General features: G+C 71.0%; 15 protein-coding genes. 5 read left to right on the top strand and 10 right to left on the bottom strand.

All coding sequences use genetic code 11. The features are described from left to right. Window positions 1-270 precede the first annotated feature (270 nt). Both OG611_RS35810 and OG611_RS35805 read left to right on the top strand, forming a co-directional pair. A complete protein-coding gene (locus tag OG611_RS35810; protein ID WP_266429911.1) occupies window positions 271-1,311 on the top strand; it encodes a hydroxyacid dehydrogenase in 1,041 nt (346 codons plus the stop codon). Next, on the top strand, window positions 1,308-3,209 hold the full coding sequence (locus OG611_RS35805) for a DUF2264 domain-containing protein (protein WP_266429908.1): 1,902 nt from the start codon (window positions 1,308-1,310) through the stop codon (window positions 3,207-3,209). The genes OG611_RS35810 and OG611_RS35805 overlap by 4 nt, the downstream gene beginning before the upstream one ends. Before the next feature lie 51 nt (window positions 3,210-3,260). Here OG611_RS35805 and OG611_RS35800 read toward each other — a convergent pair whose 3' ends face one another. The 6 genes from OG611_RS35800 to OG611_RS35775 all read right to left on the bottom strand — a co-directional run bounded on the left by OG611_RS35800 (window position 3,261) and on the right by OG611_RS35775 (window position 9,216). Then, window positions 3,261-3,893, bottom strand: coding sequence for an LUD domain-containing protein (locus OG611_RS35800; RefSeq protein ID WP_266429905.1), 633 nt, complete (start codon window positions 3,891-3,893; stop codon window positions 3,261-3,263). After that, a complete protein-coding gene (locus OG611_RS35795) occupies window positions 3,890-5,437 on the bottom strand; it encodes a lactate utilization protein B (protein ID WP_266429902.1) in 1,548 nt (515 codons plus the stop codon). Before OG611_RS35795 ends, OG611_RS35800 begins: the two co-directional genes overlap by 4 nt. After that, the gene (locus OG611_RS35790; protein WP_266429899.1) at window positions 5,434-6,201 is read right to left on the bottom strand and encodes a (Fe-S)-binding protein; all 768 of its coding nucleotides are present in this window, start codon (window positions 6,199-6,201) and stop codon (window positions 5,434-5,436) included. The genes OG611_RS35795 and OG611_RS35790 overlap by 4 nt, the downstream gene beginning before the upstream one ends. Before the next feature lie 171 nt (window positions 6,202-6,372). Continuing rightward, a complete protein-coding gene (locus OG611_RS35785; protein ID WP_266429896.1) occupies window positions 6,373-7,119 on the bottom strand; it encodes a FadR/GntR family transcriptional regulator in 747 nt (248 codons plus the stop codon). A gap of 119 nt (window positions 7,120-7,238) precedes the next feature. Beyond that, window positions 7,239-8,285 carry a S66 peptidase family protein gene (locus tag OG611_RS35780; protein WP_266429893.1) on the bottom strand — a complete coding sequence of 349 codons (1,047 nt, stop codon included), beginning with the start codon at window positions 8,283-8,285 and terminating at the stop codon, window positions 7,239-7,241. A gap of 154 nt (window positions 8,286-8,439) precedes the next feature. Next, complete coding sequence (locus OG611_RS35775) at window positions 8,440-9,216, bottom strand: crotonase/enoyl-CoA hydratase family protein (protein WP_266429890.1); 777 nt, start codon at window positions 9,214-9,216, stop codon at window positions 8,440-8,442. Window positions 9,217-9,324: 108 nt separating this feature from the next. On the opposite strand from OG611_RS35775, the gene OG611_RS35770 reads away from it, so the two are divergent. Next, window positions 9,325-10,206 carry a DUF2510 domain-containing protein gene (locus OG611_RS35770; protein ID WP_266431407.1) on the top strand — a complete coding sequence of 294 codons (882 nt, stop codon included), beginning with the start codon at window positions 9,325-9,327 and terminating at the stop codon, window positions 10,204-10,206. 121 nt (window positions 10,207-10,327) lie between these two features. Then, complete coding sequence (locus OG611_RS35765; protein ID WP_266429887.1) at window positions 10,328-10,654, top strand: hypothetical protein; 327 nt, start codon at window positions 10,328-10,330, stop codon at window positions 10,652-10,654. 19 nt (window positions 10,655-10,673) lie between these two features. Here the strand turns inward: OG611_RS35765 and OG611_RS35760 are convergent, their stop codons facing one another. Further along, window positions 10,674-11,306 (bottom strand): bifunctional 2-polyprenyl-6-hydroxyphenol methylase/3-demethylubiquinol 3-O-methyltransferase UbiG, encoded by a 633-nt coding sequence (locus OG611_RS35760; RefSeq protein WP_266429884.1) that lies wholly within the window; start codon window positions 11,304-11,306, stop codon window positions 10,674-10,676. A gap of 532 nt (window positions 11,307-11,838) precedes the next feature. Between OG611_RS35760 and fusA the strand changes: the two genes are divergently transcribed. Next, window positions 11,839-13,944 (top strand): elongation factor G, encoded by a 2,106-nt coding sequence (fusA, locus tag OG611_RS35755; RefSeq protein ID WP_266429881.1) that lies wholly within the window; start codon window positions 11,839-11,841, stop codon window positions 13,942-13,944. Window positions 13,945-14,300: 356 nt separating this feature from the next. Here the strand turns inward: fusA and OG611_RS35750 are convergent, their stop codons facing one another. The 3 genes from OG611_RS35750 to OG611_RS35740 all read right to left on the bottom strand — a co-directional run bounded on the left by OG611_RS35750 (window position 14,301) and on the right by OG611_RS35740 (window position 16,296). Further along, complete coding sequence (locus OG611_RS35750) at window positions 14,301-14,537, bottom strand: hypothetical protein (protein ID WP_266429878.1); 237 nt, start codon at window positions 14,535-14,537, stop codon at window positions 14,301-14,303. Next, a complete protein-coding gene (locus OG611_RS35745; RefSeq protein WP_323180336.1) occupies window positions 14,534-14,821 on the bottom strand; it encodes an ATP-binding protein in 288 nt (95 codons plus the stop codon). Before OG611_RS35745 ends, OG611_RS35750 begins: the two co-directional genes overlap by 4 nt. Before the next feature lie 260 nt (window positions 14,822-15,081). Beyond that, entirely contained in the window at window positions 15,082-16,296 is a 1,215-nt protein-coding gene (locus OG611_RS35740) for a helix-turn-helix domain-containing protein (protein WP_266431404.1), read from the bottom strand. Window positions 16,297-16,384: the final 88 nt, after the last annotated feature.

Here is a 16,384-nt window from a genome sequence, read left to right as displayed (position 1 = left end):
TCGATCCGTGCTTGCCACGATCGCCGCCCTGCCCCTGGCAGGTGCGCTCGGCGCCTGAGGCGGCGCCGACGGGTCGTCCGGACCGGTCGGCACCGGCACCCGGGGCAACCGGGGCGGGAAGCGCGCCACCCGCATCACCTTCTGGTCCGCGCTGCGCGGGTCCGGTCCGTACCGCGCTCCAGGTCAGGACTCCACTGGTGCGTCCGTCGATCGTGATGGTCGCGATGTTCACCCTGACCTGCCATCACCCCGCCCCCTACCAGGAGAAAGATGCCCACCACTGCCTCTGGCACCCCGGTCGCCCGCAGCCGTCCACGCGCCGCGGTCGCCATGAAACCGGCCGCCGCGGCCGCGCTCCTCGATGCCCGGTCCCTGGCCGCGCTCGACGAGGTGTGCGACCTCTCGCCCCTGCCCGTTCTCGACGACTTCGGCACCGACCGGGCCCGCGCCGTGCTGGCCGACGTCGAGATCCTGGTCACCGGCTGGGGCTGTCCACCGCTCGACGCGGCCGCCCTGGACGCGGCGCCGCGCCTGCGCGCGGTCGTCCACACCGCGGGCAGCGTCCGCGGACACATCACCGAGGCCTGCTGGGAACGCGGCATCGAGGTGTCGTCGGCAGCCGCCGCCAACGCCCTGCCGGTGGCCGAGTACACCGTCGCGATGATCCTGCTCTCCGGCAAACGAGTCCTGGAACGGGCCCGCGACTACCGGGCGGACCGCCACCGCGACAACTGGCTCGCCACCCCCGCCCGGGTCGGGAACTACGGCCGCACCGTGGGCATTCTGTCCGCCTCGCTGATCGGCCGACGCGTCATCGAACTGCTGCGGCCCTACGACCTGCCCGTCCTGCTGCACGATCCGTACGTCTCCGACGCGGAGGCCGCCGCGCTCGGCGTCCGGCCCGTCGGCCTGGCCGAACTGTTCACACAGAGCGACGTGGTGAGCGTCCACGCCCCGCTGCTGCCGGCCACCCGCGGGCTCGTCAGCCGTGAACTGCTCACCTCGATGCGCCCGGACGGCGTGCTCATCAACACCGCGCGGGGCGCCGTCGTCGACCAGGACGCGCTCACCGACGTACTGCGGCAGAACCGGATCCGGGCGATCCTCGACGTCACGGAACCCGACACGCTGCCCGCCGCGCACCCCCTCTGGGAGTGCGACAACGCTCTGATCACCCCGCACCTCGCCGGCTCGCAGGGCAACGAGTGGCGGCGACTGGTCGATCTGGCGGCGGCCGAGGCCGGCCGCTGGGCCGCGGGCGACGGCTTCGCCCATCCCGTACGACGCGAAAGGCTGGCATTTCTCGCATGACCGCTCCCCACCCGACCTCTCCCATCGAACTCCCCGCCGAGGACCGGGCGTCGAGCCCGTACACCGGCTACACCCGCGCACACTGGGAGGCCGCTGCGGACGGGCTGCTCCGGGCCGCCTGGCAATGGGCCACGCCGGGCGGAGCGCTGCTGGATCTGCCGGGAAGGCCGTCCGCGTCCGGAGTGCGCTCCGACGGTCTGGAGGGTTACGCGCGCACCTTCCTCGCCGCCGCCTTCCGGGTCGCGGGCGCCGACGGCAAGGACCCGCACGGCTGGCTCGGCCGGTACGCGGACGGGCTCGCGGCCGGTACCCGTACCCCCGGCCGTGAGGATGCCGAATCCTGGCCGCTGATCCGCGACCACACCGTCTTCGGCCAGCCCATGGTCGAGTCCGCCTCGGTCGCCATCGGCCTGCGGCTGACCCGGCCGTGGCTCTGGGACCGGCTGGACGCCGGGGTCCAGGACCGGACCGAGGAGTGGCTGCGCGACGCACTGCGGCACGTCCCCTCGCCCAACAACTGGTATCTGTTCCCCTACTCCGTGGCCGGCTTCCTTGAGTCCGTGGGCCGTGGTGACGCCCAAACGGCACGGGCGAAGCAGCGTGCCCTCGATCTACTGGAGGGCTGGTACCGGGGAGACGGCTGGTACGCGGACGGCGACGGCCGGGCCTTCGACCACTACAACGGCTGGGCGCTGCACCTCTACCCCGTGCTGGACGCGTATCTGTCGGGGGACGCGGAGCTGTCCGCGCACTACGGCGCCCGGCTGCGCGAGCACCTGGAGGGCTTCTCGCTGCTGTTCGGCGGCGACGGTGCGCCGATCCACTTCGGCCGCTCGCTGACCTACCGGTTCGCGGCCGCCTCCTCCGTCGCGCTCGGCGCCGTCAGCGGGCACACCCCGCTCACGCCCGGCGCCTCGCGGCGGGTGATCAGCGGATCGTTGCGCTACTTCCTGGACCGGGGCGCGACCGGCACGGACGGGCTGCTGAACCTGGGCTGGCACGGCCCGCACGAGGCGTCGCTGCAGAACTACTCGGCGCCCGCGTCGCCGTACTGGGCGTCCAAGGCATTCGTCGCGCTGCTCGCGCCGGACGGCCATCCGCTGTGGGCCGCGACCGAGGAGCCCGCGCCGAGCGAGGGCCCCGACCGGGTGCTCGCGCTGCCCGCGCCGGGACTGCTCGTCCAGTCGACCCGCGCGGACGGGATCGTGCGGCTGCACAACCACGGCAGCGACCATGTCCGCCCGCACGAGGGCGAGTCGGGTGTGCAGGACGATCCGCTGTACAGCCGCCAGTCGTACTCCACGGTGACCGGCCCCACGTCCAGGGCGAACACGGCGGACAACCATCTTGCGGTGGTCGTCGCCGGGGCGCGCAGCGGTCGCCGCGTCATCCGCGCGCTGGGCGCCGGAGGGGGCGACGGCTGGGGCTGGGCCGCCTCCTGGCACCGTCCGGTCTTCACCTCGGGCTCACCGATGGTGCCGGGGATGCGGGTGGAGAGCGTCACCGTGGTGCGCGGCCGGTACGAACTGCGGGTGCACCGGGTGCTGGGCGCGCCGGACGGGGCCCGGGTGGAGCAGACGGGCTGGGCGACCGGCCGCGACGACGCCCTGACCTCCGCCCTGCACGGCCTGTACGGCTGGGAGTCCCGGGACGGGGTACGGGCTCCGCAGGGCACCGCGTACACCCCCTGGGCCGTGGTGCCCCGGCTGTCCGCGCCCGCCGAGGGCACGGTGGTGCTGGTCGCGCTCGCCTCGCTGACCGCGGAGGCCGACGCGACGCCGCTCGACGCGGTGGTGAGCGGTGTGACGGTGGACGGGGACGTGGTGGAGGTCTGCTGGGCGGAGGATGCGGCGACGACCCGTATCGGCTTCGAGCCGGTGACGGTCACGCACGGCTGAGCGCCGGAGTGCGCGGCCTTCGCGCCGCGCACCCCGTCCGCCGGCAAGGATCTACCTGTCCGTCCTGATCACCACGGCCAGGGTGCGCGGACCGTGCACGCCCTCCACCCGCTCCAGCTCGATGTCGGACGTGGCCGAGGGCCCACTGATCAGCGTCGTCGGCCGCTGGGGCACCAGCCGCGCCACCGCCTCCGGCACACCGGCCTCGACCGTCGACAGATCGACGACGCAGACATGCAGGTCGGGGACGAGGGACAGCGCCCGCCGCCCCTGGTCGGGCGAGCCGTCCAGGAAGATCGTGCCCGTCTCGGCACAGCTGACGGCCGAGGCGGTGACGACCCCGTCCAGGGCGTCGAGCCGGGGCGCCGGGATGTCGCCGGAGTCCTGCTGGACCTCGCCGTCGTACCCGTCGAGCCACTGCGGGTCGAGTCCGGCCGGCACACCGATCCGCCGCGCCCCGCGCTCCCGCAGCACCTCGGCGACGACCTGGGCCGTGCGGTCGGCGGTGCAGGTGTGCACCGTCGCCTTGTAGTCGACGAGCCGGCCGGTGAAGAGGGCCAGGCGTTCGTCGTCGGGGAGGGTGCGGCCGGTGCGGTAGGCGCGCGGGACGGGGGTGTCCGGGGCGGGGGCGAGAGCGAGGGCGTCCTTGATCCGGCCCAGCACCGTTTCGCGAGCGGTCGTCACTTCTCCTCCTCCTTGTGCTGCTTCCGGTTCTTCTCGTACTCGCCCGCGGCGGCCCGCATCGTCGCGGCGCCCTCGGCCGATGCGAGCCAGGAGCGGAAGGTCTGCTTCGGCGGCGCCGCGGTGTCCCGGCTCTCGCTCCAGCCGTCGAACGGCGGGGGCAGATGCGAGATCTTGCCGTCCCGCCCGCCGATGACGCGGCCGATGCCCGCGCCCTTCTGCGCGGCGGTGAAGAGCTTCGGGTGCTTCATGACGGTGGCCGCGGCCTTCATGGCCAGCTTCTCCGCCGTCATGCCGGACTGTTCGGTGTTCTGGTGGCGCAGTTCGACCAGGAGCGACGGAATGTCGATCTTGACCGGGCAGGCGTCGAAGCAGGCGCCGCAGAGGCTGGAGGCGTACGGCAGCGAGCTGTTGGGGTCGTCCTTGGCCGCGTGCATCCCGGCGAGCTGCGGGGTGAGGACCGCGCCGATCGGTCCGGGGTACGTCGAGCCGTACGCATGGCCGCCGGCCCGTTCGTACACCGGGCAGACGTTGAGGCAGGCCGAGCAGCGGATGCAGTTGAGGGCCTCGCGTCCGATCCGGTCGGCGAGCGCCGCGGTGCGTCCGTTGTCGAGCAGGACCAGGTGGAAGTCCTGCGGTCCGTCGCCCGGGGTGACCCCGGTCCACATCGAGGTGTACGGGTTCATCCGCTCGCCGGTGGAGGAGCGCGGCAGCAGCTGAAGGAAGACTTCGAGGTCCTGGTGGCGCGGCAGCACCTTCTCGATGCCCATGACGGTGATCAGGGTGTCGGGCATCGTCAGACACATGCGACCGTTGCCCTCGGACTCCACGACGGCGAGGGTCCCGGTCTCGGCGATGCCGAAGTTGGCGCCGGAAACCGCCACCTTGGTCGTCATGAACTTCTCGCGCAGATAGGCGCGGGCGGTGGCGGCGAGATGCGCGGGTACGTTGTCCAGGCCCGGGTCGACACCCGGGATCTCCTTGAGGAAGATCTGCCGGATCTCGTCGCGGTTGCGGTGGATCGCGGGGACCAGGATGTGCGACGGCTTGTCGTGCGCGAGCTGGACAATCAGTTCGGCGAGGTCCGTCTCGTACGGGGTGATGCCGACCGATTCGAGGTGTTCGTTGAGGCCGATCTCCTGCGTGGCCATCGACTTGACCTTGATGACGTCGCTGCTGCCCGTCGCCTTGACCAGCCCGGTGACGATCTCGTTGGCCTCGACGCCGTCGCGCGCCCAGTGGACGGTGCCGCCGCGCTCGGTGACGTTCCGCTCCAGCTGTTCCAGGAGTTCGGGGAGCCGGTTCATGGTGTCGGTCTTGATGGCCGAACCGGCGTCGCGCAGTGCTTCCCAGTCGGGCAGCTCGCCGGTGACGTCGAGGCGTTTGGCGCGGATGGTGCGGGTGGCCCGGCCGAGGTTGCGGCGCAGTTGTTCGTTGCGCAGTTCGTCGTGGGCGGCCTCGGGGAACTTCCGGTCGCCGCGCAGATTGCCCGTTCCGTACGGGGAACGGGGCGGGGTCGCGGGCATGCCGAGGAAGGTGCTGCTCATCGGACGGCCTCCGTGGGGACGTAGGGCGAGGTGCGGGTGGCGGAGAGGATCTGCGCGAGGTGCAGGGTGCGGGTGCCCGACCTGATCCGGGAGAGTCCGCCGCCGATGTGCATCAGGCAGGACGAGTCGCCCGCGGTGCAGACCTCGGCCCCGGTGGTGGCGATGTTGCGCATCTTGTCCTGGAGCATCGCGGTCGACGTCTCGGCGTTCTTGACGGCGAAGGTGCCGCCGAACCCGCAGCAGGAATCGGCTTCGGGGAGCTCGACGAGATCGATGGAGTCGACGGCACGGAGCAGCTTCAGGGGCTTGTCACCGACGCGGAGCATGCGCAGGGAGTGACAGGTGGGGTGGTACGTCACCCGGTGCGGGAAGTACGCGCCGACGTCCTCGGCGTCCAGGACGTCCACGAGGAACTCCGACAGCTCGTACGTCTTGGCCTTGACGGTGGCGACGCCCGCGCGCAGCGCCGTGTCCCCGTACCGCTCGGCGACGATCTCGTGCTGATGACGGACCGAGCCCGCGCACGATCCGGACGGCATGACGACGGCGTCGATCGAGGCGTCGCCGAACTGGTCGGCGAAGTTCCGCACCAGGGGCACGGGTTCGCGCTGATAGCCGGTGTTGACATGCATCTGACCGCAGCAGGTCTGCCCCGGCGGGAACACCACGTCGTGGCCCAGGCGGGCGAGCAGGACCGCGGTCGATTTCACCGCCTCGGGGAAGAGCGTGTCTCCCAGACAGGTGGCGAAGAGTCCGATGCGCATGGGGTCTCTCCGATCGTTCGCTTCTTCATTTTATGGTCCGACCATACTAGCCTCGGTCCGGAACGTGAAGGCTGCGACGCCACGAGCCGATGGCGATTTACATGCACCTGACAAGACCTGAACCCGCGCGCACCGGCTCCGGCCCACCGGGCCGGAGCCCGCGTCCATGGGTCAGGAATCCCGTCGCGCCCGGTCGGAGTTCTCGTCGACCAGCGTGCCGTGGAGACTGCGGATGTGCCGCTCGACCAGGTCGGCGGCCTTCGCGCCCTTGCCCGCGCGCACCAGCCCCAGCAACTCGGCGTGCTCCGCGTTGAGCGCGGCGGCCGTGGCCGGCCAGTCCTCGGCCTCCTCCAGCGCCCGCAGGATCAGCGGGCGCACCGACTCACGGACGGCGGAGGTGAGCGTGGAGGTCAGTTCGTTGCCGGAGCTGCGGGCGATGTGCACATGGAACCGGGTGTCCAGATCGTTGAACTCCGGCACCGCGACATCCGGCTCCCCCATGCGCACGACCAGCGCCTCCGCCTCGTCGAGGTCCTCCGGGGAGGCATGCCGCGCGGCCGCCTCGAAACTGGACCTCTCCAGCACGACGCGCGCCTCCAGGACATCCTCCAGGCTGTAGCTGCCCAGTGCGAAGTGGAGTCGCAGCAGCCGCCCGAGCGCGTCATCGGGGTTGCGTACGATCCGTGCCCCGGCATCCGGCCCCCGGCCCGGCTGCGCGACCAGCACACCGATGGTCTCCAGTACCCTCAGCGCCTCGCGCAGCGCGGACCGGCTGACCCCGAGCACCGGCGCGAGCTCACGCTCGGGCGGCAGCCGGTCACCCGCCCGGAGTTCGCCGGCGAACACCCGCTCCTCGATGCTCTGGAGCACGAGCTCATGCGTACGGGACTGCCGTACGGGTTGCCATTCGACAGGCATCCGTCACCCCCTGCCTCGGCCGGAATCGTCCGGTTGCCGTCGCTTCTGCTGCCCGATCTTCAACTATGTCACACACCACATATGGTCGGACCAAAGATCGGGCCACGCTTCGGCCCGGCTCAGTAGGTGACGACGATGCGGCGCCGCACTCCGTCCACCTCGATCTGTCCGCCGAACGGTATGACCAGCTGGGGGTCGGTGTGACCGAGGTCCACGTCGAGGACGGCCAGAGTCTCGGGGGCGTACTCGCTCAACGCCCGCAGAACCGCCTGCCGCTGCTCCTCGCGGAACCGCTCCCCGGCCTCGGCGTCGAGCGGCTGCTCGAACGACCAGTTCTTGGCCCGGCCCATGAGGAGAGCGGGGAACTGAGCGAGCAGACCCCGCTCCCCCATGTTCCGCAGAATCCGGTGGACCTCCTCCGCCGAAGGCATCTCCTCGCACGTTTCGAGGAACAGCACCCGTCCCGCGTAGCTCTCCACCGGCCGGATCTCACGGTCGGCCATCAGCATCCAGGACAGGATCTCCAGACTTCCGCCCCAGCTCTCGCCCTTCACGGTCCGGCCGTCGGTGTTGTGCCATATCCAGCCGTTGCAGGGCCGCATCTCGGGTTCGGAGTCGAAGGTACGCGGCTCCTCCCACCGGCCGTTCGCCCCGTTGGTCTCCTTGGACGGGGTGAGTTCGTAGGCACCGCGGGTGAAGAGCGCGGCCCGCAGGGAGTCGGCGGTCAGCGGGTGGATCGCGCCGGGACGCCCCATCTCGACCATCACCGTGCCACCGTGGTAGCCGACGATTCCCAGGTTTTCGAGGAACACCAGCAGGTTGGTGTTGTCGCTGTACCCGAAGAAGGGCTTGGGGTTGGCGCGCAACAGGTCGCGGTCCAGGTGTGGCAGCACGGTGATCTGGTCGTCTCCGCCGATGCTGGAGATCACGGCCTTGATGTCCGGGTCGGCGAACGCCGCGTGGATGTCGGCGGCCCGTTCCTGCGGGGTGGAGCCCATCTTCCGCGTCGTCGGGTACTCCACGGGTTCGAGCCCGAATTCCTCACGGAGCCTGCGCAGTCCCAGTTCATGGGGCAGGGGCAGGATGCCGGGGAGGCCGGAGGAGGGGGACAGCACGGCGACACGGTCACCGGGCCGGGGCTTGGCGGGGTACTGGTTGGTCGACATCCGATGAGCGTAGGCGGCTCGCGAGGCGGCGGCGTCGAAATTTTCGGTCCGGCCGACGGTGGCGGGGCGGGGCCCCGCCACCGGTCCACCGGTCACTGGGGGCTGTCCCGTAATCCCTGGCGGGCGTCCGGCGTCAGGGATTACGGGACAGCCCTCAGTCGAAGGATCCGTGACGGCCCGCACCGCCCCCGAACCGTTCGGCCCCGGCCTGCGTCTCCCCTGCGGTCAGCGGCACCAGACCGTGCCGGTACTCCGCGGCCAGCGCCTCCGGCTCGCTGAGACCGTGCTGCTCGCGCACCGACAGCCGGTCGTGGCGCAGGCACAGTTGCGGGAACGCGGCGATCTCCCGGGCCAGCCGCTCCGCCGCGCCGCGTGCCTCGCCGGGTGGCACGATCCGGTTGGCGAGCCCCATGGCGTACGCCTCGGCGGCCGGGACGGGCCGCCCGGTGAGGATCATGTCCATGGCCCGGCTCTCACCGATCAGCCGCGGCAGCCGTACCGTTCCGCCGTCCACCAGCGGCACACCCCAGCGGCGGCAGAACACCCCGAACACCGCGTCCTCCTCGGCCACCCGGAGGTCGCACCAGAGGGCCAGCTCCAGACCCCCGGCCACCGCATGACCGGAGACCGCCGCGATGACGGGCTTGCTCAGCCGCATCCGGGTCGGCCCCATCGGTCCGTCACCGTCGGCCAGGACCTTGTTGCCCCGCTCCGTACCGATGCCCTTCAGGTCTGCGCCCGCGCAGAACGTTCCGCCCTCGCCCCACAGCACGGCGACAGACGCGTCCGCATCCTCGTCGAACTCCCGGAAGGCATCGGCCAGTAGGCTCGCGGTCGGCCCGTCCACGGCGTTGCGGACCTCGGGTCGGCTAAGGATCACCGTGAACACGGCGCCGTCGCGCTCGATCCGCACGGCTGGTTGTTCGCTCATCGTTCGGCCTCCCACAGTGGCTGACGCGGAGACGGCGGAGGACCCCGCCGACACAGCTGATTCATGCGATTCTCACGCAACCGTTCTACGGTGGGGCGCGTGACCCAGATGAGCCCTCCCGGCTGGCACCCAGACCCCGGGTATACAGGAATCGGCCCCATCCACGAGCGCTGGTGGGACGGTACCCGGTGGACCGACCAGCTCCGCGTGCCGCCCGCCGTGGTCCGGCGCCGCAGGACGCGCATCGGACTGGGCATCACCGCCGGTGTGGTGGTCCTCGCCGCCATCGGGGGCAGCGTCTTCCTGCTGTCGGACAAGTCCGGCGACACGGACGAACACGCGGCCCCGACCCCGTCCACCGCACCGTCGGAGGCTCCCGGCCGCGGGCCGGGCGCGCCGGGCGGAGGCGGCGGTGAGAGCAGGGGCCCCGAGCGGCAGATGCCGCAGACCGAGGACGGCTACGCCACGGACCTGACCAGCGGGATCAGTCTGCCGGTGCCCGACGGCTGGAAGGGCAGCTCCGGGATCGCCGGCGCGGGAGTGACCACGGGTGATTACCCCTGTCCCGGCGACACGTCCGAGCAGTGCGTGCGCGGCGGGGTGTTCTCCATGCCCGCGAAGGGTCTGAAGCTCGACACCACGACGGCGAAGGCCACGGCGGTGAAGGACATCTCCGCCAATGCCACGGAGTCGTACGGCGAGAAGATCTACGGTGGCATCACCTCGCATCAGGAACTCAAGTCCGAACCGGTCACCGTGGCCGGTGAGCAGGGCTACGTGGTGCGCTGGAAGGTGGTGACGAAGAGCGGTGACGACGGGTACGTCCAGTCGCTGGCCTTCCCGTCGCCCCGTTCCAAGGACATGCTGATCGTGGTCCGGTCCGGCTTCGACATCAATGCCAAGGCCCCCGCGCTCTCCGTCATGGACGACATCACCAAGGGGATCAAGGCCGCCTCGGGAACGGGTTCCGGTCCCGGCACCAACGCGTAGGGCCCGTCACCGGACAGGCACGGTGGCCCGCCCTCGTACATCCGGGCGTGAGTACGAGGGCGGGTCGAGCTGAGTACGTCGTCCGATCCGGCGGCGCGCGGTCGCTGGTCGAATGACAGTCATGCTTCCTGACGCACCGCTCCGCCCCCGCATCCAGCAGGTCACCACAGCCGGCACGACCCTGGCGCTGTCCCTGGCCCCGCTGGTGATCGGCGTGCTGCTCGCCAAGACCATGGCGACCGATCCGATGACTCCGGTGAACGCGCTGGCCACGCGGGGCGGGCAGGCCGTACCCGTCTCGCCCGCGCAGTGGCATGGGTGCGGCAGGCAGGCACTGCGGCACTGGAAGGGCCCGCTGCGGTCGGGCGGGCGCCCCGGCGCCCTTGTCCGGCGGTGTCCCGGGGTCCGGCGCGCGCGTCGCCCGGAACGGCTTCCGGTCGAGGGTTGAAAAGCCGCCGGGCCCGGTGTCAGGCCCGTCGGCAGTGCAGGAACAACTGGGGCTCGGCCACCGCCGCTTCGTATTCCGGCGTGAAGAGGGTGCTCTGCTCCCACAGCACCGAGAAGCCGGCCTCGGCGACCAGCTCGGTGAACTCCTCCGGACCGAAGCTCGTGGCCCGTACCTCCTGCCCCATGAAGACGACGTCGAAGTCCTCGACGTCCAGCGGCACCGTGGCCACGACCAGATGCCCGCCGGGAACCAGCAGCCGCCCGAGTTTCCGCAGGAGCCGGGACTGGTTCTCGCGGGACATCTGAAGCAATGAGAAGTACGCGCAGACGGCGTCGAAACTACCTTCTTCCAGGGAGAGTTCGTGGATGTCGGCGCACTCGAAGGCCGCGCCGGGAACCTGCCGGGCCGCCAGTTCGACCATGACCGGCGAGACATCGACTCCCAGCACATCGTGCCCGGCCTCGGCCAGGGTCCGTGCGGTCGGCCGCCCCGTTCCGCTGCCGACGTCCAGGACCCGGCTGTGCGGTGCGAGATCGCCCAACAGCCGGTGCAAGGAGGCGCGGTGGGCGGCGGATCCGCCGAATGCCCGCTCGTAGTCGGTGCCCAGTGCGTCGAACACCGTGGCGGCGGCGAGGCCGTGATCCTCGTCCATCGATGCGGTTCCTTCCCTTGCCCCCTGCGGTCCACCGGATCGTTTCATCATTCGCCGCAGCCTTCAACGTCCGTCCCTGGCAAGGCACATGAGGAAGGGGCCGATACACGCATCGGCGGAGCGGGAGCGCAGCAAGCCCGCTCCCCCGTCAGCGGCGGCCTCGAAATCCGGTTCCCTGCCCGCACCGGGGTTCACTACACTCGCCACGAATCGCACGCCGCGACAACACTGCGGCGCGCACCGTGACGAGTGAGGGGAGACCGGCCGTGCGCTACCGCACCGCTGTCGTCGTTCCCCCGTCGCGGTACGAGGTGATCCTGGTGTCTTCGTGCGCCCGGTGCGGGCTGCGCGGCCCGTACCGGTCCCCCGGTACGAACAACTGACCCAGCACTGCCCGGTGTTGATACGAACGGGCGGCAGCAAACCGGTGTGACGCACCGTCTCAGGGGTCTTCGCCCGGCCTGATCACAGGCCGGTTCGTCCGGGAATCGCGCGCCATCCCATTCCGGATCATTCCGAAAGGCCATGGGCCGTGCGTACCGAACTCCACCGTCAACCCACCAGTCCGCTGACCGCCGTCCGCAATCTGGGCATCCTCGCCCACGTCGACGCGGGCAAGACCACCGTCACCGAGCGGATCCTCTACCTCACCGGCGCCGTCCACAAACGGGGCGAGGTCCACGACGGGACGACCGTCACCGACTTCGACTCCCAGGAACGCGACCGCGGGATCACCATCTTCGCCGCCGCGGTGAGTTGTGACTGGGACGGTCATCGGATCAACCTGATCGACACCCCCGGCCACGTCGACTTCTCCGACGAGGTGGAACGTTCGCTGCGGGTGCTGGACGGCGCGATCACGGTGTTCGACGCCGTCGCGGGCGTCGAGCCGCAGAGCGAGTCGGTGTGGCGGCAGGCCGACCGGCACGGGGTGCCGCGGATCGCGTTCGTCAACAAGCTCGACCGCGCCGGGGCCGACCTCGACACGGCGGTCGCGTCGATCAGGGACCGGCTGAGCACGGTCCCGCTGGTGGTCCAGCTGCCGATCGGATCCGAGGACGGATTCACCGGGGTGGTCGATCTGCTGCGCATGCGGGCGCTGGTCTGGGCCGACGGCCGCGACACCTACGAGGAGGGGCAGGTGCCTGACGGGCTGCGCGAAGAGGCACGGCACCGCAGGCGGCTGCTCGAAGAGACGGTGGCGGAGCTCCATCCGGCCGCGCTGGAAGAGTTCTGCGCGGATTCCTCGGTCTCCGAACGGACTCTGACGGCCGCGCTGCGCGACCTGACCCGTACCGGTGAGGGTGTCGTGGTGCTGTGCGGCTCGGCCTACCGCAACCGGGGGATCGAGCCGCTGCTGGAGGCCGTCGTGGCCTATCTGCCCTCGCCGCTGGACGTGCCGCCGGTACGCGGCACCCTGGACGGCGCGGTGCAGGAGCGGGCCGCCGATCCGGCGGCGTCGTTCGCCGCGCTGGTGTTCAAGGTGAACTCGACGGCCACGGGACGGCTGACCTTTCTGCGGGTGTACTCGGGAACGATCGGGAAGGGGGACACGGTGCTGGACACGGGGACGCGGCGCCATGAGCGCATCGGGCGGATCCTGCGGGTGCAGGCCGGCCGGCACTCGGACGTGGACAAGGCGGTGGCCGGGGACATCGTCGCGGTGATCGGGCTGAAGGCGGCCCGCACCGGGGCCACGCTGTGCGCGCCTGCGGCGCCCCTGGTCCTCGAACCGCCGACCTCGGCCGACCCGGTCGTCTCCGTGGCGGTGGAGGCCCGCCGGAGCACCGACACCGAACGGCTGGTGACGGCGCTGGCGCGGCTCGTCGAGGAAGACCCTTCGCTGACGGTCCGTACCGACCCCGAGACCGGGCAGACGGTGCTTTCGGGAATGGGGGAACTGCATCTGGAGGTCGCCGTGGAGAAGATCCGGCGTGCTCATGAGCTGGAGATCGGTGTCGGCAGGCCGCAGGTGGCGTACCGGGAGACGGTCGCCCGCGGCGTGTCCGGGCTGGTGTACCGGCATGTGAAGCAGGACGGGGGCGCCGGCCAGTTCGCCCATGTCGTCCTCGACGCGGAGCCGCTGGAGGCCGGCGGTGACCTGGACGCCGACAACGGCGGCGATGCCGGTTTCGTGTTCCGGTCGACCGTCGTCGGTGGACGGGTGCCGCAGGAGTACGTCAGGGCGGTGGAGGCCGGGTGCCGGGACGCACTGGCCGAGGGCCCTCTCGGCGGACACCCGGTGACCGGGCTGCGGGTCACGCTGACCGACGGAGCCACCCACTCCAAGGACTCCTCGGAGATGGCGTTCCGCACGGCCGGCCGGTTCGCGCTCCGTGAGGCCTTGCGCGCGAGCGCGATGGTGCTGCTGGAGCCGGTGGCGGAGGTCACCGTCACCGTGCCCGACGACGCCGTGGGCGGGGTCCTCGGCGATCTGGCGGCGCGGCGCGGCCGGGTCTCGGGCTCGATCGCACGGGCGGGCACGGCGGTGATCACGGCGACCGTGCCGCTGGCGGAGTTGTTCGGCTACGCGACCCGGCTGCGCAGCCGGACCCAGGGCCGGGGAACGTTCATCCCCCGCCCCACCGGCTACGCCCCGGCGCCGGATCCGGTGTCCCCGGGGACACCGGCCCGGTAACGACAGTGCCGGCCCCTCCCGTTCGCGGGCGGGGCCGGCGCGGCCGGGCCGTCGCCGCGGGCTCCCGTTCCCTCGCGCCGGGCTACGGATGCGCCGGGATCACGCAGTCGTCCTCCCGCGCGGGAGCGTGCCCGGTCGGCCAGGCCACCCCCTCGAACGTCAGCCGTTTCGAGCCGGGTTCGAGATGGACCACGGACAGGGCCCCACCGCACGACAGGCGCCTCGGGTACTCAATGCCTGGTACGCAGGCACCGGCCGGACGTCCTGCCGACCGGTTGAGACAGACGTGCGACGGCGGAGCCCCGGCTCGGTGGAGTTCACCGGCCGGGGCGTCGCCATGCCAGTGGGCGGTCGGCTCACCCATGCGCCACGTACGCCAGGGTCGCGTGATCCGCTCCCGGAAGGTGTGGTGAGACGGGTTCTTGCCCGCAGTGTTTCAGCGCCCAGGACTGCACGTCGGTGAACTCCTCGGTGGCATCCGAAGCCCTCCCGCACACCGCACACTCCATCGCGTACGTCGTCGGCTCGGCGTCCGGCTCACGATCGGGCTCCAGGGTCCACGTCACATACCCGATCACAGCCGGCATGCTCATCCTCGTACCTCCCCACCCAGCTGCGCCCACACCTGCTTGCCCCACGGCAGCGGATCCGTGCCCCAGTCGCTCGCCAGCGCCTCCACAAGAGCTAAACCGCGCCCATGCTCGTTCCCGGTGTTCGTCTCCCTGTGCACAGGGGGCACCTTCGAAAAGTCCACGACGCCGATTCGCACGCATGCTGATGCGGGGCGGTCGATGACTACTCGGATGGTTTCTCTCCGCCCGTGCTGAACGGCGTTGGACACCAGCTCAGAGATGATCACGGCTCCATCCTCGACCAGGTCGTCCAGATTGCAGACGGATAGGGCGATTCACACCAGGCGCCGGGCGGTGGCGGCGCTCTCGGGCTCGCGCGGCAGGGTCTCGCTGTACCCAGGGGGCCCGGTCGGGCGGGCCCGGGTTGTAGGTTGCGGCATGTCGCTCTGCTTCCTCAGATCGGCCAAGCCCCGGGGCCGGTCGCACGGCCGCCGGGGCGCTGTCCGCTCATGCAAGCCCGTTACCGGCAACGCTGACAGGGGCGCAACGTCCCACTTTCACCACGCTATTCGCCAACCCCCAAGAACTCCGCCAACGGCCGGAGCCCTGGTGGCTTGTTGGGGAGGACCCACAGGTCGCGCACGATGGCCACGGCCAAGGTGTGGTGCTGCATCCACGCCGGCGCCACCCGGCGCAGGGACTCCAGTGTCTTCACCGCCCCGGCCGCGTCCCCGGTGTCCGCGTGGGCTCGGGCGACATCCAGCAGAAGCCATGTCCGCCAGGACGGCGGAGTGTCCTTACTCAGCCGCATCCCCTTGGCCAGCGCCAAGGCGTCCTGCGGGTGCCCATACTGGACTGCGAGCCGGACGCGTTCGATACGGACCGACGACGGACTGAAGACGCTGACCATGCGGTTGTCGCCCTCATCAGGCAGCTTGGAGACACGGGTGGCCTCCTTCTCTGCCCGCTCCATCATCGTCGCCGCGCGCTCGTAGTCGCCGCTCCGGGCGGCCGACGTAGCGGCGCTCATGGTCAGCGCGCCCCATACCTTCAGGCCGTCGGCCGTCTCGTCACGGCCTGCTTCCACCATGCCGTCGGCGGCGCGGAGCGCGATGCTCAACGCGTCCTCCAGGCGCCCCTGCCGCTGATAGGTCCACGCCGTGGAGTTGACGATCATCGGCACGAGCAGCGGATCGGAGGACTGTCCCGCAGCGTCTATGGCACGTTCCAGGCCCGTCAGGGCAAGGTCGGTCTTGCCCATCCGCACGGCGACGTGTCCGGCGAGCTGAAGCGCCTTGCCCAGAGCTGCGTAACCGGCCCTGCGGTCGTCGTCGTTGCCCGAGGCCGTTGCGGTGCGAGCATCTGAGAGCAAGTCCGGCAGCGCCTTCATCACCGTGTCGAACTCGGCGGCGTGGTACTGCGTCCAGCCGTCCGCGATCTGCTCGCGGAGACGGTCCATCGAGAAGTCAGGCTCTGGCGGCTCCGGCTCCGGCCCCCAGAGCACGGGCATGATGGCGCGGCGTACGGCCACGAAGCGTGGTCCGTCGTTCTCGCCTGTGGACGAGACCGCAGGCGGGTCACCCAGGAGCGTAGTCAGTTCCACACCGAGACCGTTGGCCAGTGCGTGGAGTGTGGGCAGTCGCGCCGAGTGCTTCCGCCCCTGTTCGAGCTGGCGGATCACATCGACGGATACGCCGGAGCGCTCGGCGAGCTCTTCTTGTGTCAGGGAGGCCAGGCGGCGCAAGCGGCGCAGAGTCCGTCCCAGGTCTTCGTTTGCCACGCTGCCACGGTACGCCGCCGCTCTGCCGTGCTCCTTCGCCTGCACGGAGCCGCAGCCAAGCCTCCCGTCACTCGGAGACGCAGGACTT

Origin of the sequence: Streptomyces sp. NBC_01363 (genome assembly GCF_026340595.1) — a bacterium.
Taxonomy (GTDB): Bacteria; Actinomycetota; Actinomycetes; order Streptomycetales; family Streptomycetaceae; genus Streptomyces.
This window is presented reverse-complemented; position numbering and strand designations above follow the sequence as displayed.